Below are 23,168 nucleotides of genomic sequence, written 5' to 3'. Positions count from 1 at the left end.
CATAGCCTTGATTACGATTTGTTAAGACTTGTCCGCAAGGTTGAACGCGTAGCGCAGGCCAGAAACCGGGGCCGGTTCGAAGCCCTGTGCCAGATAAAACGCCTTAGCGATGTCATTGCCCGGCAAGGTCGACACCGTCACATAACTTGCGGTTTTGCTGCGGGCATAGTCTAGGCTGGCGGCCAGCAGCGCCTTGCCGATACCATCGCCGCGCGCATCGGTACAAACGTACAGATGATGCAGATCCATGCCGCGCTGGCCGTACTGCACCCGCGCAAGCTGGGTCAGGGCGGCATATCCGAGCAGGCGGCGGCCTGCCTGAAACACCAAGGCGTGCAGCCAGGGCGCCGCGCCAAATAGGTCGCGTTGCAGGTGGGCGACCGTCGCCGTCGCGGTCTCGCCGTGATATTCGGCAAGGGCGTGAACCATCTTGCAAAGCTGCGGCAGATCGGAGGGGGTCGCAGGGCGGATCATCGCCTAACGCGTCTCTTTTGGCCGCAGCGCCAGCCAGATCAGCGCACCGCCTGCCAGCACCAGAAACGGCAACATCGCCATGTTCACGGCTTGCCAACCGGCCTGCACCGAGCTGCCCGAGCAGTTCATCAACCCGCCCGAGGAAAAGCTGGCCATGGTGACACCGCCGAACACGATCAGATCGTTCATGCCCTGCATCCGGCCGCGCTCGGCCGGGGTGATCAAGGTGGTCAGCATGGTGGTGGCGCCGATGAAGGCGAAGTTCCAGCCGAAACCCAGCAGCATTAGGGCGGCGAAAAAGTTGAACAGATCGACCCCGGCCATCGCGACCGCTCCGGCAGCGGCGAGGATCATGAGGCCGGTGGCCATTACGCGCTGGGTGCCGAAGCGGGCGATGATATGGCCGGTGACGAAGGACGGCGCATACATCGCCAGAACATGGCCCATCACCACATTGGCGGCATCGGATTTCAGATAGCCGCAGCCAACCACGGCCAAAGGCGATGAGGTCATCACCAGATTCATCAAGGCATAGGACACAGTGGCGACAATCACCGCGACGGCAATCGCGGGGGTGCGGATCAGTTGCGTGCGGCTTCGGCCTTGGTCAGAGCCATGGCTAGCTGCAGCAGGTTTTGGGATTTTGAGAAAAGCGAACAGGAAAACACCGCAGAAATTCAAAGCAATGACGGTGAGGTAGGTGCCCAGAAACGGCACCACCATGGCATCATTGGTCAGTTTCACCAGTTCTGGCCCGACGATGGCGGACAAGAGACCGCCTGCCATCACCCAAGAAATTGCCTTGGGGCGGAAGGCGTCTGATGCGGTATCGGCGGCGGCAAAGCGGTAAAAGCCTTGGGCGGACATATAGATACCGGAGAATAACCCGCCCAGAATGAATAAAGCGAAGGAGCTGTAGAGCAGCCCGGCTGCACTGATGGCAGCACCCAAGGTGCCGCCCAAAGTGCCGACGATAAAGCCTGCGCGGCGGCCATAGCGCGCCATGAAAGCGGAAATCGGCGTGGCGGTCAGCATCGAGCCGATCACCATGGCTGAGATCGGCAAAGTCGCCCAGCACGGATTGGGGGCGAGGCTTTGCCCGGCCAGCCCCGCGATGATGAACATCATCGGCAGTTGCGCGCCGAGCACGGCTTGGGAGGCTACGAGCACATAAACGTTGCGGCGGGCGAGGCTGTCTTGATCTGTCATCATGTGCCATCGGTAGGCATGGGTTTTGGCGGGGGCAAGGGAGATTCGCTCTGGCCTTATCGTTTGGTGGGGCTGGAGGGGTGATGGTCGGGCGGATAATTCAGAGTTTGGATTGCGTGGCGGAGGGGGCGGCTTGGCTGAGCGCATCAGATGCGCGGTTCGCCGAGGCTTTGGGCGTGGTGGGTGATTTGCCGTTGCGGCGTCATGCCGATGGTTTCACGGCGTTGTTGGATGCGATTGTCGGGCAGCAGGTGTCTGTGGCGTCCGCCAATGCGATCTGGGCGCGGATGGAAGCGGCGGGAGTAGTCAGCTTGGACGGGGTGCTGGCTGCGTCGGACGAGGATTTGCGTTCTGTGGGGTTGTCGCGACAAAAGGCGCGCTATGCCAAGGCGTTGGCGGGTTCTGGCATTGATTTCATTGGCTTGCGCAGCAAAGTTGATGAGGTGGTAATCGCGGAATTGGTGGCGGTGCCGGGGATCGGCCGTTGGACTGCCGAGATTTATGCGATGTTTGCGCTGGGGCGGGCGGATGTGTTCGCGCCGGGGGATTTGGCCTTGCAGGAAGGCGCGCGGTTGCTGTTCGGGCTACCCGAGCGGCCCACGGAAAAGGCGTTGCGGGGGATGGCAGAGGCTTGGAGCCCGTGGCGCGCGGTTGCGGCGCGGGTGCTATGGGCTTATTATCATGTGGCAAAATCGCGGGAAGGTATTCGATGAGAGCGTTGAAATTCGGGCGGGTGGCGGCTGTGTCGGGGGCTGCGCGCTCTATGGTGGTGTTTGTGCATGGCTATGGCGCCGATGGCGCGGATTTGCTGGGGCTTTCGGATGCGTTGGCACCGCATTTGCCCGACACGGTGTTCTATGCGCCGGATGCGCCCGAGGCTTGCGCGGGCAATCCGTTTGGGCGGCAATGGTTTGGGATTCCGCGGTTTGATGGGTCTTCGGAGGCGGATGCGCGGCTGGGCTTGGCGCAAGCGGCGGAGGATCTGAACGGGTTTCTCGATGCGCGGCTGGCCGAGGAGGGACTGGGGCCAGAGGCGCTGGTGCTGGTCGGGTTTTCACAGGGCGCGATGATGAGTTTGCATGTGGCGCCTCGGCGGGAGGTGGCGATTGCCGGGGTTGTGGCGATTTCAGGGAAGTTGATGTTTCCTGAAGTGTTGCAGGCAGAAGCTAAGGTCAAACCTGAAGTTTTGCTGGTGCATGGCGATCAAGATCCGGTGGTGCCGATTGAAGAAATGCAGGCGGCGGGCAATGCACTGGTCGCGGCTGGGTTTGCCACCTATGGCCATGTGATGCAGGGCACCGGGCACGGGATTGCGCCGGATGGCTTGCAGGTGGCGTTGAGTTTCATCACCGATCAGTTGAGGGCTTAGTCGCGGCCACCGCTGGCGAGGAAGGCGGCGCAGCCAGTGAGGGCGGCGAAATCATCCTCGACCGCGAAAACGGCGAAGCTTTGCATGAATTCGGCGAATCGACCCTTGGTGCGGAAGGCCTGCGCCAGATTCATCTCGTCCATATAGGGCACCATCGCACGGGCGACGCCGCCGATCAGGTAGATGCCACCGAACGGCAGGTGGATCAGCGCGAGATTGCCGAGCTCTTGGCCCAGCAAGTGCATGTAAAGCTTGGCGGTTTCGCGCGCCAAAGGCTCTCCCGCAGCTAGGGCGTCCATGATCGTGGCAGCCTTCAGATCTTGCGGCTGGCCGGCCTCAGAACAGATGAAGGCGTGGACACGCTCCAGACCACGCCCCGCGAGGACGTCTTCAACCCCGGCATAACCGTGAGCATTGGCCCCGGTATGGGCGACAAAGCGCGACAGGCGGAAGTCTTGTTCGGTCTGCACTGGCATCGCGATATGGCCACATTCCGAGGGGGCGACCAGACGGCCCCAAGCGGTGTCATGCACCGGGGCGGCGTTCATCCCGGTGCCGACGCCGACAACCAGCATCGCGGCGCCTGCCACTTGGGTGCCGGGGATCAGTGGGCGCAGGAATTCCGGTGCTATGTGTCCCAAGGCGTGGCCTTGGGCTTGCAGATCGTTGAGGATGGCGGTTTGGCCCGCCCCCGTGGCGCGGATCAACAGGGCGGCGTCGATCACCCAAGACAGGTTGGTCATCACCGCCACGCCATCGCGTACCGGGCCTGCGGCGGCGACGCAGGCACCATCCACCGATTTCAGACCTTCTTCGGCCATATAGCGGGTCAAAACCGGCTCCAAACTGGTGAATTCGGCATTGGCATAGCGGCGGATGCTGGCTTGGCGCACGACTTTGCCATCGGCCAAAGCGACGCGGGTGTTGGTGCCACCGATATCGGCAACGAGGGCGAGAGGGGTAGACATCAGTGACCTCATTGTCTTAACTTTAGCCCGCAGGCTTTTGATTTAGATGGATTTACGTGGGGCAGGGCCGGTGGACTGGCCAATGATCAAATCAGCCTCTAGCAAACGATGCAGCGGGCCTTGGGAGGGGTCGGCGATCAGCGCCAGCAGCATCTCGGCGGCGATCCTCCCGGCATCGCGCACCGATGAGCGGGTGGCGGTGAAAATCGGCACATCGTCGCCATTGCGCAGATAGCTGAGCTCGTCGTCAAAGATGATCACCGAGACATCCCGCCCCAGTTTCAGGCCCTGACCTTCGATCGCGCGGCGCACGCCCATGCCCGACAGCATCGAGGCGGCCACGAAGGCGGTTGGTGGATTATCCAGCGCCAGCATACGCTTAGCGGCGCGGTAGCCGGAAAGCTCGGTCATCTCATCGCTTGCCATAAGGGCTGCATCTGGCGCAATTTCGCGTCCAGCCAAGCCGTCAACATAGCCGGTGCGGCGGCGGATGGCGAAATCCATATCCACTTTGCCGTTGACCAAAGCGATGCGGTTGTGGCCGAGATCGAGCAGAAATTCGGTGGCGCGCAGGAAGGCGCGGCGGTTGTTGACATCGACCCAAGAATAGTCGGTCTCAATCCCGGTGGCGCGGCCATGGGTGACGAAGGGCAGCCCCAAATCTTGCAGGCTGGCGATGCGCGGATCATAGGTGCGCACGGCATGGACGATGACGCCATCGACGGCACCGCGGGATTTCAGGTCACGGTAGGCGGCGGCTTCGGCATCATCGGCGACGACGGACAGCAGCATATCATAGCCGTTCGCTGCGTAAATCTCGCCTGCGCCGGCGATGAAATCGGCGAAGATCGGGTTCATGATTTCGGATTTGGTGGCAACCGGAAACACATGGCCCACCGCCATGGCACGGCCTGTCGCAAGCCTGATGGCGCGGGTGTTGGGACGGTAATTGTAGCGCTTGGCGGCGGCAACGATACGCTCGCGCGTCACATCATTGACCTCGGGGTAGCCGTTCAGCGCGCGGCTGACGGTGGTGGGCGAGAGATTCAGCTTTTGCGCCAGTTCTTTGAGGTTCATCGAGGTTCGGGTGCCCATGGGGTCAGGTTGCGCAGGGACACTAACCGCGCGGGCCGGGGTGGTCAAAGTGTTTGAGGCTTGATTTGCACAATCGTTACGAGTTTTTAAGGGTGTTATTATTTTTCAGTGGGTTGCGGGAAGTGTAAAAGCTTCAAAGCGGTATCAAATGCACGGAAGATTCACCCTGTAACGCCGCTGGCAGCGCGTGTGGGATCAATGCGCTCAGTTGCTGCGCTGCGGCAGAGGGTGGGTTCTGCGCCAGATGGGTCAAGATCAGCGGCTCGGTCCCCGCATCGCGGATCGGGCGGGTGACTAGCGGTTTGCCATCGGGGCTGAGGCGGGCGGCGGGGTTGGTATAAGACAGCCCTAGCCCCAGACCATTGGCGGCATAGCTGCGCATCAGATCCATCGAGGCGGTGCGGTGGCGGATTTGCGGGGTAAGGCCCGCTTGCGCAAACAGCCCGCGCATATGGCCAAGCGACAGGCCTTGATCGGTCAGGATCAGCGGCTCGAGGGCGAGTTGGGAGAGGGTCAAGCTGGTGTTTTTGGCGAGCGGGTGATCAGGCGGCAGGATGGCATGTGGGGCGATTCGGGCAAGGCTTTGGCGGGCCATGTCGGATTGTAGGCCAAGATCCCAAGTCAAAGCGAGATCGACTTTTCCTTTGTGAAGTGCATCGGAAAGCGTTGCAAAATCCATGACTTGCGTAGTGATCTTCAGGTGTGGCGCGAGCTTTTCCGCATAAGTGAGGATTGGTGCCAAACAACTCGGCGCAAGGTCTTCGAACACCGCAAGCCGGATATCCTCGGCTGCGGCGTTGGGATCGGTGAGGCGGGTCAGCGCAGTCAGTTGCGCCTCGGCCAGTTCCAGCCAGCCGCGCCCGAAGGCAGTGGGGGTGAGGCGACCTCCGGCACGGCGCAGGAACAGCGGGCGTTGCAGCAGGGATTCGAGTTGGGCGAGGGCGACCGACAGCGCGGGCTGGCTGACATGCAGCGCCTCGGCGGCCGCCGTCATGCCGCCGTGGCGGGCAACGGCGGTGGCATATTCCAACTGGCGGAGGGTAAGGGATAGCACTGGGTTATGACCTGCATTGAAAGGTATTATTTGCGGCTATGATTAAACCGCGCCATGTTGCAAGCCAAGCGAAATCAGGAGGCCAGCATGGTAGACGTGACCGATGAGATGATTGAGGCGTATCAGCGCGATGGCGTGGTGCTGATCAAGGGGCTTTGGGCCGATTGGGTCGAGGAGTTGCAGGCCGGAGTGGCGCGCAATATGGCGGAGCCGGGGCCGTTTGCGGCAGAGAATCTGCGGCCGGGGGATTCTGGGCGGTTCTTTGACGATTATTGCAACTGGCAGCGCATCCCGGAATTTGAGCGGGTGATCAAGCAGTCTGAGGTCGCGGATGTGGCGGCCAAGCTGATGGGATCGGAGCGGGTGCAGATGTTTCATGATCATGTGTTGGTGAAGGAGCCGGGGACGTCGCGGGCGACGCCTTGGCATACGGACGGGCCGTATTACTTTGTCGAGGGGCAGCAGAATGTGTCGTTCTGGTCGCCGCTGGATCCGGTGACACAGGCGTCGTTGCGCTGCGTGGCGGGGTCGCACCTGTGGCCGAAAGAGGTGCTGCCGACGCGGTGGCTGTCGGAGACCTCGTTTTATCCGAACCCGGAATTGTACATGGCCGTGCCGGACCCGGATGCGGAGGGGATGCCGGTGCGGGAGTGGCAGATGGAGCCGGGTGACGCGGTGGCGTTCAATTATCGCACGCTGCACGGCGCGCGGGGCAATGAGGCGGGCACTAGGCGGCGGGCGTTTTCGCTGCGGGTTTTGGGTGATGATGCGCGGTATGTGGAGCGGCCGGGGCGGACCTCGCCGCCCTATCCGGGGCATGAGATGGTGGCGGGGCAGGTGTTGCGGGAGGATTGGTTTCCGTTTTTGAAGTGAGGGTTTGGAATGGTCCCGACTCGGGACCATTTCGGGGCTTAGGGAAATCAAAGGGTTAGTCGGCGGCGTTCAGGATCTATTAAGCTTTGGTGCGCTGATTGGTCCTAAGCATCAGGCTTGTCGGGCGGGGTTGGCGGTGGGACAAGGGGGCAAGGAGATTGCCATGACCCGAAGTCCGACCGTGCAGCGCCGCCCGAAGGCCTATCCGCCGCCGGAGTTTCCGCCTCGGAAACCGAAGTTGTTCGCCAAGACGCCGCCTGCGGTGTTTTCTGTGGTGTTGGGCCTGCTCGGCCTTGGGCTGGCTTTGCGCAAGGCGGCAGTGGTTTTGGGGCTGCCGGGGGGGCTGGTTGAGGCGGCCTTGGGGGCGGTGCTGGCGTTTTGGGGCTTTGCCACTGTCGCCCTGTTGTCCAAGATCGCGCGGCGGCCTGCGGTGTTGCTGGAGGATTTGCGGGTATTGCCGGGGCGGGCGGGGATGGCTGCGTGCAGCATGAGCGCGATGCTGGCGGCTTCGGTGCTGGTGCCCTATGTGCCGGGTATTGCCTATGGGCTGATGGTGGGTGCGCTTTTGGTGCATGGCGTGTTGGCGGGGCTGGTGATCTGGGGACTTTTGCAGGCGCCGAAAGAACAGCGGGTTGTTACTCCGGTGTGGCATCTGAGTTTTGTTGGCGGGATTGTCGCGGCGATTCCGGCGCTGGCTTTGGGGCGGATGGAGTTGGCGCAAGCTTTGTTGTGGGGCGCGATGCCGATTGCGGGGCTGATCTGGGGGGCTTCGCTGGCGCAACTGATCGGGCGGATATCACCTGCGCCGTTGCGGCCTTTGCTGGCGATCCATCTGGCACCTGCGGCTTTGTTTGCGCTGGTGGCGACCGGCTTGGGGCAGGATGTGCTGGCGCAGAGTTTTGCAGGTTTTGGTGCTGTGATCTTTTTGGCCCTGCTGCTGGGGTTGCGCTGGGTGACGGCGGCGGGGTTTTCGGCTTTGTGGGGCAGCTTTACCTTTCCGTTGGTCAGCTTTGCGGCGGCGCTGATCGGGTTGGGCGGTCAGGTTGAGCAGATCGGGCTGGGGCTGCTGGCGGCTGCCGCGGTGGTAGTTGTAGGCATTGCCTGGAAGGTGCTTGCGATGTGGCTGACGGGAAAATTGGCGGCCAAGACCAACGCGGCGGAGGCGTGAGGTTGGGGGCAGCGCCTGCCTGCTTCTTGGCAGGCGCGAGTTCGCGCCAGTCCAGTCAGGCGCGCCCCGATCTCCATAGCGACAGTTTGCTGCACAACGCCCCTTGCTCAACGGCCTTCAGCCTTTTGAGCAACGAACCGGAAAGCGCTCCACTGGAGCGTTTTCCTTCGGTTCAAGGCTAAATCAGCGCCACCCATGCCCGCGCAATGGCAAGGCCGTGGGCGTCGGCGGCAAGGCCGTGGCGCTCGGCTGCGGTGACGAGGGTGGCGGTGAAGCCGGGGCTTTGCTGCTCAATCACGTCGGGAAAGCGGCGCATCCAATCGGCGACGACGGCGCGGCTGGCCTCGAAGTGGAACTGGGTGGCGTAGCCTGCGCGACCGATGCGGTAGCTTTGCACTTGGGCGCTTGGATTGGTCGCCAGATGCACCGCCTCGGGCGGTAGGGTGAAATGGTCGGAGTGCCATTCAAAGATCGGAAATTGCTGCGGTAACAGCCCCAAGACCGGATCGGAGCGGCCTTGATCGGTGAGTTCGATCTGGCACCAGCCGAATTCGGGATTGCTGCCGATGATGTTTTCAGCCCCAGCCCCACGCGCCATCGCCTGCGCGCCCAGACAGATGCCGAGGGTGGCTTTGCCCGACAGCGCGGTATCATAGAGCAAAGCGGCGAGTTCGGGCAGGTAGGGGTGGCTGTGATCGGATAAAGCGGTCTGCTCGCCCCCAAAGGAAATCAGCGCGTCGAAGCTCGAGGGCGCGGGCAGTTTGCCGTCCAGCCAAGGCTTATACAGGTCGATGGTGGCGGCGGCCTCGTGCAGCGCGACGCCGACTTGGCCGTGATGGGTGACGGCGGTGTTTTCGATGATGGCGACGCGCATGAAGGCTCCGGGGTTTTGGCGCAGTCTGCATGTTGGGATTTTGTGTGCAAGCGCCGTTTCGGCCTTGCCATTCCGCGTCACCCGTGAAAGTGGGAGGCGTCAAACGAACACTCCCCTTAGACCCCGTTGGAGGTGAACATGGAGATTCGCGAGGCGCTCACATTTGATGACGTTTTGCTGGTGCCGCAGGCAAGCTCGGTACTGCCATCGGAGGCGGATACGTCCACCTTTGTCACCCAAAGCATTCGGATGAACATTCCGCTGCTGTCGTCCGCGATGGACACGGTGACCGAAGGCCGGATGGCGATTGCGATGGCGCAGGCGGGCGGCATTGGGGTTATTCACCGCAATCTGGATATTGAGGCGCAGGCTAGGGAAGTATCTCGCGTTAAGCGGTTTGAAAGCGGTGTGGTGTATCAACCGATCACGCTGACGCCGGATCAGACTTTGGGCGATGCCAAGCTGCTGATGGAGCGCTATCAGATCACTGGCTTTCCGGTGGTGGATAAGGAAGGCCGGGTGCTGGGCATCGTGACCAACCGCGATATGCGGTTTGCGTCGGATGACAAGACCCCGGTGCATGCGATGATGTCGTTTGAAAATCTGGCGCTGCTGCGCGAACCGATTGACCGCGATGAGGCGATTTCGCTGATGAAGGCGCGGCGGATTGAGAAGCTGCTGGTGACCGACGGCGCGGGCAAATTGACCGGGTTGTTGACGCTGAAGGACACCGAGAAAAGCGTTCTGAACCCTCAGGCCTGCAAGGACGAGTTGGGGCGGCTGCGGGTGGCTGCGGCCTCGACCGTTGGGGATGCCGGGTTTGAACGCTCGATGGCTTTGATTGAAGCGGGCGTCGATATGGTGGTGATTGATACCGCGCATGGCCACTCGGCAGGCGTCGCGATTGCGGTCGAGCGGATCAAGAAGGCCTCGAACAAGGTGCAGGTGGTGGCCGGGAACGTGGCGACTGCGGAGGCTACGCGGGCGCTGATCGGGGCTGGCGCCGATGCGGTGAAGGTCGGGATTGGTCCCGGAAGCATCTGTACGACGCGGATTGTTGCGGGCGTCGGTGTGCCGCAGTTGACGGCGATCATGGATGCGGCGGGGGCTGCTGGGAATGTGCCGATTATCGCCGATGGTGGGATTAAGTTCTCGGGCGATTTCGCCAAGGCGATTGCAGCGGGGGCGTCTTGCGCGATGGTTGGCTCGGCGATTGCGGGGACGGACGAGTCTCCGGGTGAGCTGATCTTGTTCAACGGGCGGTCGTATAAATCTTACCGTGGCATGGGGTCTTTGGGGGCGATGGCGCGCGGTTCGGCGGATCGGTATTTCCAGAAGGATGCGGCGAGCGACAAGTTGGTGCCGGAAGGCATCGAGGGTCAGGTGCCGTATAAGGGCACGGCGGCGCAGGTCATTCATCAGATGGTCGGGGGCTTGCGCGCGGCGATGGGCTATACCGGCTGTGCGACGGTGGCCGAGATGCGGGCGAACTGTACGTTTGTACGGATCACTGGGGCGGGGCTGAAGGAAAGCCATGTGCATGATGTGCAGATCACCCGCGAAAGCCCGAATTATCGGGTCGGGTGAGGCGATCAGATCGGATGGAATGGCCCCCGCGTGGGGCCATTTTGCATTCAGGCTCTGGTGCGGAACGCCATATAGATCACGGCGGTGATCACTGCCCAATAGACGCCGACCAAGACGATCACGGCGCTTACCGCGATGACGGCGGCGGCAATGATGAAAGCGCCGTCATTGCCCAGTAGTCCCAGGGCGGCGATCAGGATCGCCAAGGCGGGCAGGAAGTTGCCCAAGGGGATCGGCAACATCACCAGCAGGCTCAGGAGCATGCCGATGGCGCCGATGATCCGCTGGGCGTTCTCGCTGCTTAAGGCGGGCAGGCGCGGGTGCAGGATGCGCTCGACGCGGGCGAGATAGGGTGCTGCGCGGGTCAGCAGCGCCAAGAGGTTGGCGCGCAACAGCGAGCGGTTGGCGATGAAACCGGGCAGCCAAGCCGGGCGACCGAGCATCATTTGCAAGGTGAGGTAAACCAAGGGCAGGCCGGTCACTGCCGAAGTGCCGGGCAGGCCGGGCAACAGGTTCGGCAGCGCGAACAAGATCAGCAGGGTGGCGCGGGCGTGGGTTTTGATGCCGTTCACCAAATCGCCGAGGCTGACACGCTCGCTGTCGCCCGTTTCGACAAGGCGCAGCAGTTGTTGGGAAAGTGGGATGGGGGCTGTCATGTCACCTCTTAGCTCTGGCTGAAGATGGGGCGTGAGGGGGAAAATTGCCAGAGCGCCGGGGCTTGGTTGCGGGATTTCCGCGCGCGCTGTAGGGAATAGCGGGTCGGGGCAAAAGGGGCAGCATATGACACCGCAAGCTAGGCTTTCTGCCGCGATTGACGTGCTGGACCGGATTTTGGCGGGGGCGCCAGCCGAGCAGGCCTTGACCAACTGGGGCCGTGGCAGTCGCTTTGCAGGCTCCGGCGACCGGGCGGCTGTGCGCGATCTGGTGTTTGATGCGTTGCGTTGCAAGCGGTCTTATGCGGCGTTGGGCGGGGCTTTAACGGGGCGCGGGCTGGTTCTCGGCGGGCTGCGGGATCGCGGCTTGGACCCGGCGGAGTGGTTTACCGGGGAGGGCCATGCGCCCGGAGCTTTAAGCGATGCCGATGCAGGCTTTACGCCCGCGGGCAATGTGGCCTTGGATTGCCCAGAGTGGCTGGCGGGGCCGCTGCAATCGGCATTGGGCGATGATTTTGCCGCCGTGATGCAGGCGCTGCGGCGGCGGGCTCCAGTGTTTTTGCGGGTGAATTTGGCGAAGGGCACGGTTGCGGTTGCCATAGCGGCTTTGGCGGCGGAAGGTATTGTGTGCGCGTTAAACCAACTTGCGAAGACTGCCTTAGAAGTTACAGAGAACGCACGAAAAATACAGAATTCTCAGGCCTATCTCTCCGGCTTGGTGGAATTGCAGGATGCCGCCAGCCAAGCGGTGATTGAAGCCTTGCCCTTGGCGGGTGGTCAGCGCGTGCTGGATTATTGCAGCGGTGGCGGCGGCAAGGCTTTGGCGATGGCGGCGCAGGCGCAGGTCAAGCTGGTGGCGCATGATGTCGATCCGCGCCGGATGCGGGATATTCCAGCGCGGGCGGCGCGGGCTGGGGTTAAGATCACGGTGGCGGAAACCCAAGCGATTGGAACGGATTACGATGTGATCCTGACGGATGTACCCTGCTCGGGCTCGGGCAGTTGGCGGCGTGATCCGCAGGGCAAATGGGCGCTGACCGAGGCGCGGCTGGCAGCGCTGTGCCAGATCCAAGCGCAGATTTTAGACGATGTGGCCGGGCTTTTGGCCTCCAAAGGAACGCTGGCCTATGCGACCTGTTCGATGCTGAAGGCCGAAAATGAGGATCAAATTGCGGCGTTCCTCGCCCGCCATCCCGGTTGGAGTAACCCCTTGCAGCGGCGTTTTTCTCCGCTGCAGGGCGCGGACGGGTTTTTCGTGGCGCTGTTGACGCGTGCAGCTTGAATTTGTACACAACTTAAGCGGGATTTTCGCTTTATATGTGAGGCGGTTAAGCCCCTCTTAACACTTTACCCGCCAAATGGGGCGAAACGAATTCCGGATCGGAGGGCAGAGTGGCCAGTTCAACGATAAGCTTGGCCAAGGTGTTTGCCCCAAGACAGCAGCATTTTGGCCTCTGGGTGCTGATCGCTGCGGCCAGTGGCTGTGCGGTGGGCATTCTGTTGTCGGCGCAACTGGTGATGCAGCTGATGTTTCTGGCGGCGGGCCTGACCTTTGCCGCACTGGCGATGTTGCAACAAAGCTCTGGCTGGTGGGCGGAACGGGCGCAAAGCCAGCTTGAGGCGCGGTTGATTGCGCTGGTGGGCTTGGATGCAACCCCCTGTTTTACCAGCGATGCCCATGGTCAAATCGGCTACCAAAACGCGGCCACCGGCGCGCGATTTGGGGCTGTGACGGGCGGCAGCTTGATTTCGGTGCTGAAAGACCATTTTGCCGCCCCCTCGGCGGTGCTGTATCGGCTGCAAACCCGCGCCAGTCACTCTGGCTCGGCGCGCGAAGATGTGGCGACACGGCGCGGTCATCTGCGGCTGTCGGTGCATCGGCTGACCGAGGCGCGCTATTTGTGGCGGCTGGAAGAATTTCAGGATCGCGCGACGGCGGCGCGTGGCGCAGAAACCCTGAGCCTGCCCATGTTGACGGCCAACAAGGCGGGCGTGGTGCTGTTTACCAATGACGCGATGCGCAGGCTTTTGGGTGGGCGGCCGAAACGGCTGGACCGGGTGTTCACCGCGGCCACCTTACATTCGGGGGAAGAGGTTGAGGTTTCGGCTGCCACCGGCCCGGTGCGGGCGATTCTGGCTGAGGTTGAGGGCTTGGGCGAGCGGCGCGAGATATACTTGTTGCCGGTGGCGCGGCATCCGAATGACGCCAGCATGTCGGCGGATTTTGAGCATGTGCCGGTGGCGCTGCTGAAATTTGAGGTGAATGGCGCGTTGCGGCAGGCCAACAAAGCGGCGCGCGACCTGCTGCATCTGGATGATGCGCCCGAGATGCTGCACGATCTGTTCGAAGGGCTGGGCCGCCCGGTCTCGGATTGGCTGTCAGATGTGGTGAATGAGCGGATCCCCGGCGGGGCCGAGGTGTTGTGCGCGCGGCGTCTGGGGGGGGAGGTGTTCTTGCAGGTGACCCTGCGCCGCATCGTCGATTTGGGGCGCCCCGGCGTGCTGGCGGTATTGCAGGACGCGACGGAGTTGAAAACCCTCGAGGCGCAGTTCGTGCAAAGCCAGAAAATGCAGGCGATTGGCCAGCTTGCAGGTGGGGTTGCGCATGATTTCAACAATTTGCTGACCGCTATTTCTGGGCATTGCGATCTGCTGTTGTTGCGCCATAACAGCACCGATCCCGCCTATGCCGACCTGATCCAGATCCATCAGAATGCCAATCGTGCGGCGGCTTTGGTCGGGCAGTTGCTGGCGTTTTCGCGCAAACAAACCCTGAAACCTGAGCGGATTGAGCTGCAGGATGTGCTGTCGGATTTGGCGCATCTGCTCAACCGTCTGGTCGGCGAACGGGTGCGCTTGCGGCTGGCACATGCGCCGGATTTGGGGGCGATCCGGGCCGATAAGCGGCAGTTGGAACAGGTGATCATGAACCTGGTGGTCAATGCCCGCGATGCGATGCCCGAGGGTGGCACCATTCGGATTGAGACCGAGGCGCTGACCCTGCGCGACGAGATGCGGCGCGATCGGGCGATTGTGCCTGCGGGGGAATATGCCTTGATCCGGGTCAGCGATTCTGGGGTGGGGATGCCGCCTGAACGGTTGCAGAAGATTTTTGAGCCGTTTTTCACCACCAAGCGGGTGGGCGAGGGCACGGGTCTGGGTCTGTCGACGGCTTACGGCATCGTCAAACAATCGGGCGGCTTTATTTTCGTCGATTCGACCGAAGGCGAAGGCTCGGTGTTTCAGCTGTATTTCCCGATCTTCGCAGGTGCTGCACCGGGTGAGGTTCTGGCCACGCTGCCGAAAAAAGTCGTGCTGCGGCAGGGCGAGGGCGTGGTGCTGCTGGTCGAGGATGAAGCCCCGGTGCGCGCCTTTGCCAGCCGGGCACTGCGGATGCGCGGCTATACGGTGCTAGAGGCCGAAAATGCCGAGGATGCGCTGAAACAATTGGAAGACCCTGCCTTGGAGGTTGATATTTTCGTCACCGATGTGGTGATGCCGGGTATGGATGGCCCGAGTTGGGTGCGCGAGGCATTGAAAGCCCGGCCGAATGTGAAGGTGATTTTCGTCTCGGGCTATGCTGAAGAGGCTTTGTCGGAGGGCCAGGCGCGGATTCCGAATTCGACCTTCCTGCCAAAGCCGTTTTCGCTCAGCGATCTGACCGCGACGGTACAGGGGCAGTTGCATTGAGCCGGGGCGATTCTTTTGCCGGGATTATTGCGGGCTCAAAAAAATGTTCTGCCTCCGTTCGCTGGTAACCAATCCTTAATCATGTTGCGAAAAGCTGGGCTAGCGACAATTCGATTGAAATGTTCCCGCTTTACCCCCATACAGGGTAAACAAACACAGAACATCTTGGGCGATTGCCGCCTGAAGACAACCATGGGATAAGGGCAAAGCAATGGCAGCGGCAAATCTGATCGAGTTGAACGGGAAGCGCGATATGGACAAGGCAAAGGCGCTGGAAAGCGCTCTGGCACAGATTGAACGGCAGTTCGGCAAGGGCTCGATCATGAAGCTCGGCCAGAACAATCCGGTGATGGAGATCGAGGCGACCTCGACCGGATCGCTGGGGCTGGACATCGCTTTGGGCATTGGTGGTTTGCCGCAGGGCCGGATTATTGAGATTTACGGCCCGGAAAGCTCGGGCAAAACCACGCTCTCGCTGCATGTGGTGGCGGAATCGCAGAAAAAGGGCGGGGTTTGCGCTTTTGTCGATGCCGAGCACGCGCTGGACCCGCAATATGCCAAGAAACTCGGCGTCAATCTCGATGAGCTGTTGATCAGCCAACCCGATACGGGTGAGCAGGCACTGGAGATTGTCGATACGCTGGTGCGTTCTGGCGCTGTCAGTCTGATCGTGGTCGATTCGGTGGCGGCACTGGTGCCGAAATCCGAGATTGAAGGCGATATGGGCGATATGCAGATGGGCAGCCAAGCGCGTCTGATGTCTCAGGCGATGCGCAAGCTGACTGGCAGCATCGGCAAATCGAACTGCATGGTGATTTTCATCAACCAGATTCGGATGAAAATCGGCGTGATGTTCGGCTCACCCGAAACCACCACCGGCGGCAATGCGCTGAAGTTCTACGCTTCTGTGCGTCTGGATATCCGCCGCACCGGCGCGATCAAGGACCGCGACGAGGTTGTCGGCAACGCGACTCGGGTGAAAGTGGTGAAGAACAAAGTATCCCCACCGTTCAAGGAAGTTGAATTCGACATCATGTATGGCGAGGGGATTTCCAAAGTTGGTGAGCTGGTCGATATCGGCGTGAAAGCTGGTGTGGTTGAGAAATCCGGTAGCTGGTATTCCTATAAAGATGAGCGGATCGGGCAGGGGCGGGAAAATGCCAAGGCGTTCCTGAAACAAAACCCGGCGATGGCGCTGGACATTGAAGACAGGATCCGCGCCGCCAATGGCTTGGATTTCTCGGTCAGCCCAGATGCGGGCCCGGTTCTCGACGACTGATCTTTGACCAAGCAGTTGAAAATGTGGCCGGAAACAGCAAGTTTCCGGCCTTTTTGCATCCCTAGTGGACAGCCCGCGCAGGGGCGGATAAACGGGGCGGGACCAGCTTTTCTCGCTTTTTGGAGGCCCAAGCCTATGGCTTCGTTGAATGACATCCGCTCAACCTATCTCGATTTCTTCGTGCGCAACGGCCACAAACGGGTGGACAGCTCGCCCTTGGTGCCGCGCAACGATCCGACGCTGATGTTCGCCAATTCCGGTATGGTGCAGTTCAAGAATTGCTTCACCGGGGTTGAGACGCGGGATTACAAACGTGCGACCACGGCGCAGAAATGCGTGCGCGCGGGCGGCAAGCATAATGACCTCGACAACGTTGGTTACACCGCGCGGCACCATACGTTCTTTGAGATGCTGGGAAATTTCAGCTTTGGCGATTATTTCAAAGATCAAGCCATTGCTTTTGCATGGGAATTGCTGACGAAAGACTTTGGGCTGAACAAAGACAAGCTGCTGGTCACGGTGTATCATACCGATGATGAGGCGGCGTCGATCTGGAAAAAGGTCGCAGGCCTTTCTGATGACAAGATCATCCGCATTCCGACCGATGACAATTTCTGGCGGATGGGGCCGACCGGGCCGTGCGGACCCTGCACCGAGATTTTCTATGACCATGGCGATCATATCTGGGGCGGCCCTCCGGGCTCGGCCGAAGAAGATGGCGACCGCTTCATTGAGATCTGGAACAATGTGTTCATGCAGAACGAACAGTTCGCCGATGGCACGATGCGCCCCTTAGATATGCAGTCGATCGACACCGGCATGGGGCTGGAGCGGATCGGGGCGCTGTTGCAGGGCAAGCACGACAATTATGACACGGATTTGATGCGCAGTCTGATCGAGGCTTCGGCGCATGCAACCAATTCCGACCCAGATGGTCCGGGCAAAACCAGCCATCGGGTGATCGCCGACCATTTGCGCTCGACATCGTTCCTGATTGCCGATGGCGTGATGCCCAGCAATGAGGGGCGCGGCTATGTGTTGCGGCGGATCATGCGGCGGGCGATGCGGCACTTACATATGTTGGGCGCGCAAGATCCGGTGATGCACCGTCTGGTGCCGGCGCTGGCGCAACAGATGGGCGCGGCTTATCCCGAGCTGGCACGGGCGCAAAGCCTGATCGAAGAAACCCAGTTGCTGGAGGAAACCCGGTTCAAAACCACACTGGATCGGGGCTTGCGGCTGCTGAATGACGAATTGGACCGCCTGCCGGAAGGTGGCGATTTACCAGGCGGCGTGGCCTTCAAGCTCTACGACACCTATGGCTTCCCGCTGGATCTGACACAAGATGTGCTGCGCGAACAGGCGCGTGCGGTGGATGTGGCTGGTTTTGATGCCGCAATGCAGGAGCAGAAAACCAAAGCGCGGGCGGCTTGGTCGGGCGCGGGCGGCACAGCGGATGCGAAGATCTGGTTTGAGATTGCTGAAGCGCATGGCGTGACGGAATTCCTCGGCTATGATACCGAAACCGCGGAGGGCCAGATTGATGCGTTGGTGCGCGACGGCGCGCTGATTGGGGCGGCTGAGGTTGGGACTTCGGTGCAGATCGTGGTGAATCAGACGCCGTTTTATGCCGAAAGTGGCGGGCAGGTCGGCGATACTGGGCTGATCCGCACCCAGACGGGCCTTGCGGAAGTGACCGACACGCGGAAATCGGCGGGAGTGTTCATGCACATCGCCACCGTGCTGGAGGGCACGATTTTGCGCGGCCAACCAGCGAAGCTGGAGGTGTCGCATGGGCGGCGCGGGGCGATCCGGGCCAATCACTCGGCGACGCATTTGCTGCATGAGGCGTTGCGGCGGGCTTTGGGCGATCATGTCGCACAGCGTGGGTCTTTGAATGCGGCGGATCGGTTGCGATTTGACTTCAGCCATTCGGCGGCGATGTCGGAGGTTGAGCAATCGTCTGTTGAGGCGGAGGTCAATGAATTCATTCGACAAAACTCGGTGGTTGATACAAGGATCATGACGCCGGATGACGCGCGGGCCCTGGGCGCGCAGGCGTTGTTTGGTGAGAAATACGGCGATGAGGTTCGGGTTGTCTCGATGGGCAGCTTGGACGGTTCGGGTAAGGGCAGCGAGGGGCGGACCTATTCGCTGGAACTTTGCGGCGGCACCCATGTCGGGCGGACAGGGGATATCGGCGCGTTTGTGCTGCTGAGCGATTCAGCCTCGTCCTCGGGGGTGCGGCGGATTGAGGCTTTGACGGGGCAAGCGGCGCTGGACCATCTGCTTGAGCAAGACAAACGATTGGCGACTGTTGCGGTGGCTTTGAAAACCCATCCGGGCGATGTTTTGGATCGGGTGAAGGCCCTGCAGGACGAACGCCGGGCTTTGGTCAATGAAGTTGCGCAGTTGCGGCGGGAGCTGGCGATGGGTGGCAAATCTGGTGGACCAGAGATCAAGGAAATCAACGGGGTAAAGCTGATTGCTCAGGTGCTTACCGGGGTTTCGGGCAAGGATTTGCCGGGGCTGATTGATGAGATGAAGGCGCAGATTGGCTCGGGTGCAATTGTGCTGATTGCCGATACCGGGGCTAAACCTGCGGTGGCGGCGGGCGTTACGGCGGATCTGACCGGCCGGATTTCTGCGGTGACTTTGGCAAAGGCGGCCGTTGAGGCTTTGGGTGGTAAGGGTGGCGGTGGTCGCCCGGACATGGCGCAGGGCGGCGGCGCGGATATTGCGCTGGCCGATGCGGCGATTGCGGCGGTGCATGCCGCTTTGGAGGTGTGACATGGCGACGGCACTTTGGATTGCGCATGTTGAGGTGATCGACGCCGAGGCTTACGGCAAGTACGCCGTGCTGGCGGGGCCGATTTTGGCCTCTTTCGGTGGCAATTTCCTTGCCAGATCAGGGCGTTATGTTCAGCTTGAGGGCAACGACCGGGCGCGCAATGTGGTGGCTCGCTTTCCCAGCGTTGAGGCGGCGGTGGAGTGCTATCACTCGCCTGCCTATCAGGCCGCACTGTCTCATGCCAAGGGTGCCTCGCATCGCGATCTGGTGGTGGTGGAGGAGCTGGGCGAATAGTGTTTTGCCTCGCGTAAATTTGACGGAAAAATGTGCTGCAGTCGGTGCATTTTGTGGTATGTTTTCCTTAAGAGGCCAGTCAGGTCCGGGAATGTGAGGGCGGATTATGTGCCGTTGGGCAGCTTACGCGGGCGCACCGATCTTTTTGGATGAGATCATCAGCCGTCCGGGGCATTCGTTGATCCATCAAAGTCATGGCGCGACGCAGTGCCACTCAACCATCAATGCCGATGGGTTTGGCGTGGCTTGGTATGGTGATCGACCCGAGCCGGGGCTGTACCGCGATGTGCTGCCCGCGTGGAGTGATCCGAACCTACGCAGTCTGACGGCGCAGGTGAAATCGGGGCTGTTTTTGGCGCATGTGCGGGCCTCGACTGGCACCGCGACCAGCCGCAACAACTGTCATCCGTTTGTACATGGCGTGTGGTCATTCATGCACAACGGGCAAGTCGGCGGCTATGAGCAGTTTCGCCGTGACGCCGATATGATGATTCCAGACAATCTCTATGCGGCGCGCAAGGGTGCGACGGATTCCGAGGCGCTGTTTTTGGTGGCTTTGGCGGAAGGGATGGACGCGGATCCGAGGGCCGCTTTAGAGCGGGCCTCGGCACGGTTTATCGCGGTGGCCAAGGCGAAGGGCGCGCTGCCACATCTGCGGATGACTGCGGCTTTGTCGGATGGCAAGCGGCTGTATGCGGTGCGCTATGCGACGGACGATGCAGCTCCGTCGCTGTATTACCGCTGGTCCGAGACGCGCGGCGGCATGGCGGTGGTCTCGGAGCCCTTGGAGGCGGAGGAGGGCGGTTGGAACGAAATCGCATCGAACACCTTTTGCACCTTTGACGGCGCAGATGTGAAAGTGGATGCATTCATGCCCTGCAAACTGGTGCCGCACTATGCTTCCCGCGCGGCTGTAACCCATCTGGCGGCAGAGTAACGGCTGAAGCGGGGCCTAGTCTATTTTGCCGCTGGCCACCAAATCTGCCAAGAGTTGATCTTGCTGGCTGCAATCTGCATTATAGCGGTGAAAATATTGCATATCCCGGACCAAATCGTTGCTGCTTTTGGTGGCATCGCCACGGGTCATTTTGACCTTTTGAAAATACTCAAGACTTTGGATCGGGTAGTGGTTGAGATGAAACCGCTCATTATCTGACACCGTGCGCTCGGATCGCGCACCCGTCACCACATGAATGCCCAAACTGCGGCGGGTTTTCACAATGGCAGTGCGGCAAATATATTTGCGATAGCTATGAGAATATAGATGCGGTTCCCGCAAGGTGAAGCCTTGGCGCACGCTGGCGGGATGCATTTCGTGGCCGCTGTTGCCGAACATCCGCCAGTTGCCATAGATCACGTCAATGTCGCGAAAACCCTTCAACTGTTCGGCAAGGGTTTGGCCCGAGGGGCAGAACCAAAATTCATCAAGATCCGCGACGACAAGCCACTGGCACTTGCGCGCGATGTTCAACTGGTTGAAGGCGGCCCAATAATGTTGACGTTGGCGATAGCGTTCGGGGTATTCCACCAACTCGACCACCCCTTTGGCGACCCAAGCATTGGCTTTGCGGACAGTGTCATCGGAGCTGCCGTTGTCGATTAGAAAGATTTTCCCGGCGCCCATCGACAAATAATGCTGCACCCACTCGTCGATGTTCATCGCTTCATTCTTCATGATGCCGAGAACACCCAAGTTGAAACTATATGCGGTTTGGGATTCACGTTTGTTGCGCAACCGTTCAATCCGATTGCGGTTCCAACTGCGAAGCGAGTTCTTCAGCCGTGCAAGCAAGCGTGATTTCCCAATCGACATGATCCAAGTATGCTACATCTGGGGTGAGGTGACGCAACAATAATCAACTTTTGAGATGGCTGGCTCTGACAATGAAAAAACCCGCCTTGCGGCGGGTTTTTCTTTAGGCCGAGCGCGAGTTGCGTTTGCGTTCGTTCGGATCAAGGTAGCGTTTGCGCATCCGCACCGATTTTGGCGTCACTTCGACCAGCTCATCATCGTCGATATAGGCGATGCATTGCTCAAGGCTGAGTTTCACCGGGGTGGTCAGGCGGACAGCTTCGTCGGTGCCCGAGGCGCGGACGTTGGTCAGCTGCTTGCCCTTCAGCGGGTTCACTTCCAGATCGTTATCGCGGGAGTGTTCGCCAATGATCATGCCAGTGTAGACCGGTTCCTGCACGCCAATGAAGAAGTGGCCGCGATCTTCCAGTTTCCACATCGCATAGGCGACCGAAATGCCGGATTCCATCGAGATCAACACGCCCTGACGGCGGCCCTCAATCGGTCCCTTGTGTGGTGCCCAATCATGGAACACGCGGTTCAAAACGCCGGTGCCGCGGGTGTCGGTCATGAACTGACCGTGATAGCCGATCAGGCCGCGCGACGGAACATGCGCGATCAGACGGGTTTTGCCAACGCCTGCTGGCTTCATCTCGACCAGATCGCCCTTGCGGGGACCGGTGAGTTTTTCAATCACGGCGCCGGTGTATTCATCATCGACGTCGATGGTGACTTCTTCAATCGGCTCGGATTTCACGCCGTCGATGTCTTGGAACAGCACACGCGGGCGGCTGATCGACAGCTCAAAGCCTTCGCGGCGCATGTTTTCGATCAGCACGCCCATTTGCAATTCGCCGCGACCCGCGACTTCAAAGGCGTCGCCGCCGGGGGTGTCGGTGACCTTGATCGCGACGTTGATCTCGGCTTCTTTCATCAGGCGTTCGCGGATGATGCGCGACTGTACTTTCGAGCCTTCTTTGCCAGCCAGTGGCGAGTCATTGATGCCGAAGGTGATCGAAATCGTCGGCGGATCAATCGGTTGCGCCGGGATCGCGGTTTCGATTTCCAAAGCGCAGAGCGTGTCCGCCACGGTGGCTTTGGTCATGCCCGACAGGGTGACGATATCGCCGGCCTCTGCGGCGTCAATCGGCGTCATCACCAGACCACGGTAGGCCAGCACTTTCGAGACGCGGAATTGCTCAATCTTGCTGCCATCACGCGCCAGGGCTTTGATGGTTTCGCCCGCGCGCAGGGTGCCAGCCTCAACCCGACCAGTCAGGATACGGCCGATGAACGGGTCAGCCGACAGGGTGGTTGCCAGCATTTGGAACGGCTCGGCGCGGCGTGCGATTTGCGCGGGTTCCGGGACGTGCTTGATCACCAATTCATAAAGCGCGTTCAGATCCTTGCGCGGGCCGTCGAGTTCAACATCCGCCCAGCCCGAGCGGCCCGAGGCGTAAAGCACCGGGAAATCGAGTTGATCATCATCGGCGCCGAGGTTGGCGAACAGATCGAAGACTTCGTTCAGTGCGCGCGAGGGTTCGGCGTCGTGCTTGTCAACTTTGTTCAGCACCACGATCGGGCGCAGACCCAAGGCGAGGGCTTTCGCGGTGACGAATTTGGTTTGCGGCATCGGACCTTCGGCAGCGTCGACCAGCAGTACAACACCGTCAACCATCGACAGAATACGTTCAACCTCGCCGCCAAAGTCAGCGTGGCCGGGGGTGTCGACGATGTTGATCCGCGCGCCGCCCCATTCAAGGCTGGTGCATTTCGCAAGAATGGTGATGCCACGCTCGCGTTCAATGTCGTTGCTGTCCATCGCACGCTCGGCAACCGCTTGGTTGTCGCGGAACGAACCGGACTGTTTCAGCAATTCATCAACGAGGGTGGTCTTGCCATGGTCGACGTGCGCGATAATGGCGATGTTGCGAAGCTCCATCGGGGAGGTCTCTTTCTTTTGTCAGCTTTGGCGCGGCGATAGCCTAGATGGGCCGG

20 protein-coding genes are annotated in these 23,168 nt (G+C 60.7%); 11 read left to right on the top strand and 9 right to left on the bottom strand.

Annotated features, from left to right (window positions below):
* Positions 1–21: 21 nt before the first annotated feature.
* Together ACS5RD_RS15960 and ACS5RD_RS15955 are read right to left on the bottom strand one after the other, a co-directional pair.
* The gene (locus ACS5RD_RS15960; protein WP_489928215.1) at positions 22–474 is read right to left on the bottom strand and encodes a GNAT family N-acetyltransferase; all 453 of its coding nucleotides are present in this window, start codon (positions 472–474) and stop codon (positions 22–24) included.
* Between the two features lie 3 nt (positions 475–477).
* On the bottom strand, positions 478–1,686 hold the full coding sequence (locus ACS5RD_RS15955) for an MFS transporter (protein WP_489928214.1): 1,209 nt from the start codon (positions 1,684–1,686) through the stop codon (positions 478–480).
* Between the two features lie 80 nt (positions 1,687–1,766).
* On the opposite strand from ACS5RD_RS15955, the gene ACS5RD_RS15950 reads away from it, so the two are divergent.
* Both ACS5RD_RS15950 and ACS5RD_RS15945 read left to right on the top strand, forming a co-directional pair.
* The gene (locus ACS5RD_RS15950) at positions 1,767–2,396 is read left to right on the top strand and encodes a DNA-3-methyladenine glycosylase family protein (RefSeq protein ID WP_489928213.1); all 630 of its coding nucleotides are present in this window, start codon (positions 1,767–1,769) and stop codon (positions 2,394–2,396) included.
* Positions 2,393–3,052, top strand: a complete 660-nt coding sequence (locus tag ACS5RD_RS15945) for an alpha/beta hydrolase (protein WP_489928212.1) — start codon at positions 2,393–2,395, stop codon at positions 3,050–3,052. The genes ACS5RD_RS15950 and ACS5RD_RS15945 overlap by 4 nt, the downstream gene beginning before the upstream one ends.
* Here the strand turns inward: ACS5RD_RS15945 and ACS5RD_RS15940 are convergent.
* The 3 genes from ACS5RD_RS15940 to ACS5RD_RS15930 all read right to left on the bottom strand — a co-directional run bounded on the left by ACS5RD_RS15940 (position 3,049) and on the right by ACS5RD_RS15930 (position 6,169).
* The gene (locus ACS5RD_RS15940) at positions 3,049–4,023 is read right to left on the bottom strand and encodes a glucokinase (RefSeq protein WP_489931394.1); all 975 of its coding nucleotides are present in this window, start codon (positions 4,021–4,023) and stop codon (positions 3,049–3,051) included. The genes ACS5RD_RS15945 and ACS5RD_RS15940 overlap by 4 nt on opposite strands.
* Positions 4,024–4,062: 39 nt before the next feature.
* Positions 4,063–5,097, bottom strand: a complete 1,035-nt coding sequence (locus tag ACS5RD_RS15935) for a LacI family DNA-binding transcriptional regulator (protein WP_489931393.1) — start codon at positions 5,095–5,097, stop codon at positions 4,063–4,065.
* Between the two features lie 151 nt (positions 5,098–5,248).
* Complete coding sequence (locus ACS5RD_RS15930; RefSeq protein ID WP_489928211.1) at positions 5,249–6,169, bottom strand: LysR family transcriptional regulator; 921 nt, start codon at positions 6,167–6,169, stop codon at positions 5,249–5,251.
* An 87-nt stretch (positions 6,170–6,256) separates the two neighbouring features.
* Between ACS5RD_RS15930 and ACS5RD_RS15925 the strand changes: the two genes are divergently transcribed.
* Both ACS5RD_RS15925 and ACS5RD_RS15920 read left to right on the top strand, forming a co-directional pair.
* Positions 6,257–7,042 (top strand): phytanoyl-CoA dioxygenase family protein, encoded by a 786-nt coding sequence (locus ACS5RD_RS15925; RefSeq protein WP_489928210.1) that lies wholly within the window; start codon positions 6,257–6,259, stop codon positions 7,040–7,042.
* 163 nt (positions 7,043–7,205) lie between these two features.
* Positions 7,206–8,210, top strand: coding sequence for a TDT family transporter (locus ACS5RD_RS15920; protein ID WP_489928209.1), 1,005 nt, complete (start codon positions 7,206–7,208; stop codon positions 8,208–8,210).
* A 178-nt stretch (positions 8,211–8,388) separates the two neighbouring features.
* Here ACS5RD_RS15920 and ACS5RD_RS15915 read toward each other — a convergent pair whose 3' ends face one another.
* Complete coding sequence (locus tag ACS5RD_RS15915) at positions 8,389–9,084, bottom strand: type 1 glutamine amidotransferase (RefSeq protein WP_489928208.1); 696 nt, start codon at positions 9,082–9,084, stop codon at positions 8,389–8,391.
* 138 nt (positions 9,085–9,222) lie between these two features.
* On the opposite strand from ACS5RD_RS15915, the gene guaB reads away from it, so the two are divergent.
* Complete coding sequence (gene guaB / locus ACS5RD_RS15910; RefSeq protein ID WP_489928207.1) at positions 9,223–10,671, top strand: IMP dehydrogenase; 1,449 nt, start codon at positions 9,223–9,225, stop codon at positions 10,669–10,671.
* Between the two features lie 47 nt (positions 10,672–10,718).
* Here the strand turns inward: guaB and ACS5RD_RS15905 are convergent, their stop codons facing one another.
* Positions 10,719–11,327, bottom strand: a complete 609-nt coding sequence (locus ACS5RD_RS15905) for an exopolysaccharide biosynthesis protein (RefSeq protein ID WP_054006077.1) — start codon at positions 11,325–11,327, stop codon at positions 10,719–10,721.
* Between the two features lie 124 nt (positions 11,328–11,451).
* Between ACS5RD_RS15905 and ACS5RD_RS15900 the strand changes: the two genes are divergently transcribed.
* From ACS5RD_RS15900 to ACS5RD_RS15875, 6 genes are all read left to right on the top strand, one after another.
* The gene (locus tag ACS5RD_RS15900) at positions 11,452–12,606 is read left to right on the top strand and encodes an RsmB/NOP family class I SAM-dependent RNA methyltransferase (protein ID WP_489928206.1); all 1,155 of its coding nucleotides are present in this window, start codon (positions 11,452–11,454) and stop codon (positions 12,604–12,606) included.
* A 236-nt stretch (positions 12,607–12,842) separates the two neighbouring features.
* Positions 12,843–15,014 (top strand): hybrid sensor histidine kinase/response regulator, encoded by a 2,172-nt coding sequence (locus ACS5RD_RS15895; protein WP_489931392.1) that lies wholly within the window; start codon positions 12,843–12,845, stop codon positions 15,012–15,014.
* A gap of 211 nt (positions 15,015–15,225) precedes the next feature.
* On the top strand, positions 15,226–16,293 hold the full coding sequence (gene recA / locus ACS5RD_RS15890) for a recombinase RecA (protein WP_054006080.1): 1,068 nt from the start codon (positions 15,226–15,228) through the stop codon (positions 16,291–16,293).
* 135 nt (positions 16,294–16,428) lie between these two features.
* Complete coding sequence (alaS, locus tag ACS5RD_RS15885) at positions 16,429–19,083, top strand: alanine--tRNA ligase (protein ID WP_489928205.1); 2,655 nt, start codon at positions 16,429–16,431, stop codon at positions 19,081–19,083.
* Between the two features lies 1 nt (position 19,084).
* On the top strand, positions 19,085–19,378 hold the full coding sequence (locus ACS5RD_RS15880; protein WP_054006082.1) for a DUF1330 domain-containing protein: 294 nt from the start codon (positions 19,085–19,087) through the stop codon (positions 19,376–19,378).
* A gap of 106 nt (positions 19,379–19,484) precedes the next feature.
* Positions 19,485–20,315, top strand: coding sequence for a class II glutamine amidotransferase (locus ACS5RD_RS15875; protein ID WP_054006083.1), 831 nt, complete (start codon positions 19,485–19,487; stop codon positions 20,313–20,315).
* Between the two features lie 15 nt (positions 20,316–20,330).
* Here ACS5RD_RS15875 and ACS5RD_RS15870 read toward each other — a convergent pair whose 3' ends face one another.
* Together ACS5RD_RS15870 and typA are read right to left on the bottom strand one after the other, a co-directional pair.
* Complete coding sequence (locus ACS5RD_RS15870) at positions 20,331–21,191, bottom strand: glycosyltransferase family 2 protein (RefSeq protein WP_489928204.1); 861 nt, start codon at positions 21,189–21,191, stop codon at positions 20,331–20,333.
* A 103-nt stretch (positions 21,192–21,294) separates the two neighbouring features.
* On the bottom strand, positions 21,295–23,112 hold the full coding sequence (gene typA, locus ACS5RD_RS15865; protein ID WP_489928203.1) for a translational GTPase TypA: 1,818 nt from the start codon (positions 23,110–23,112) through the stop codon (positions 21,295–21,297).
* Positions 23,113–23,168: the final 56 nt, after the last annotated feature.

The sequence above is a fragment of the Cypionkella sp. PAMC25878 genome (assembly GCF_058135695.1).
The sequence above is the reverse complement of the archived record's forward strand: the minus strand, read 5'-3'. Positions and strand labels throughout refer to the sequence as shown.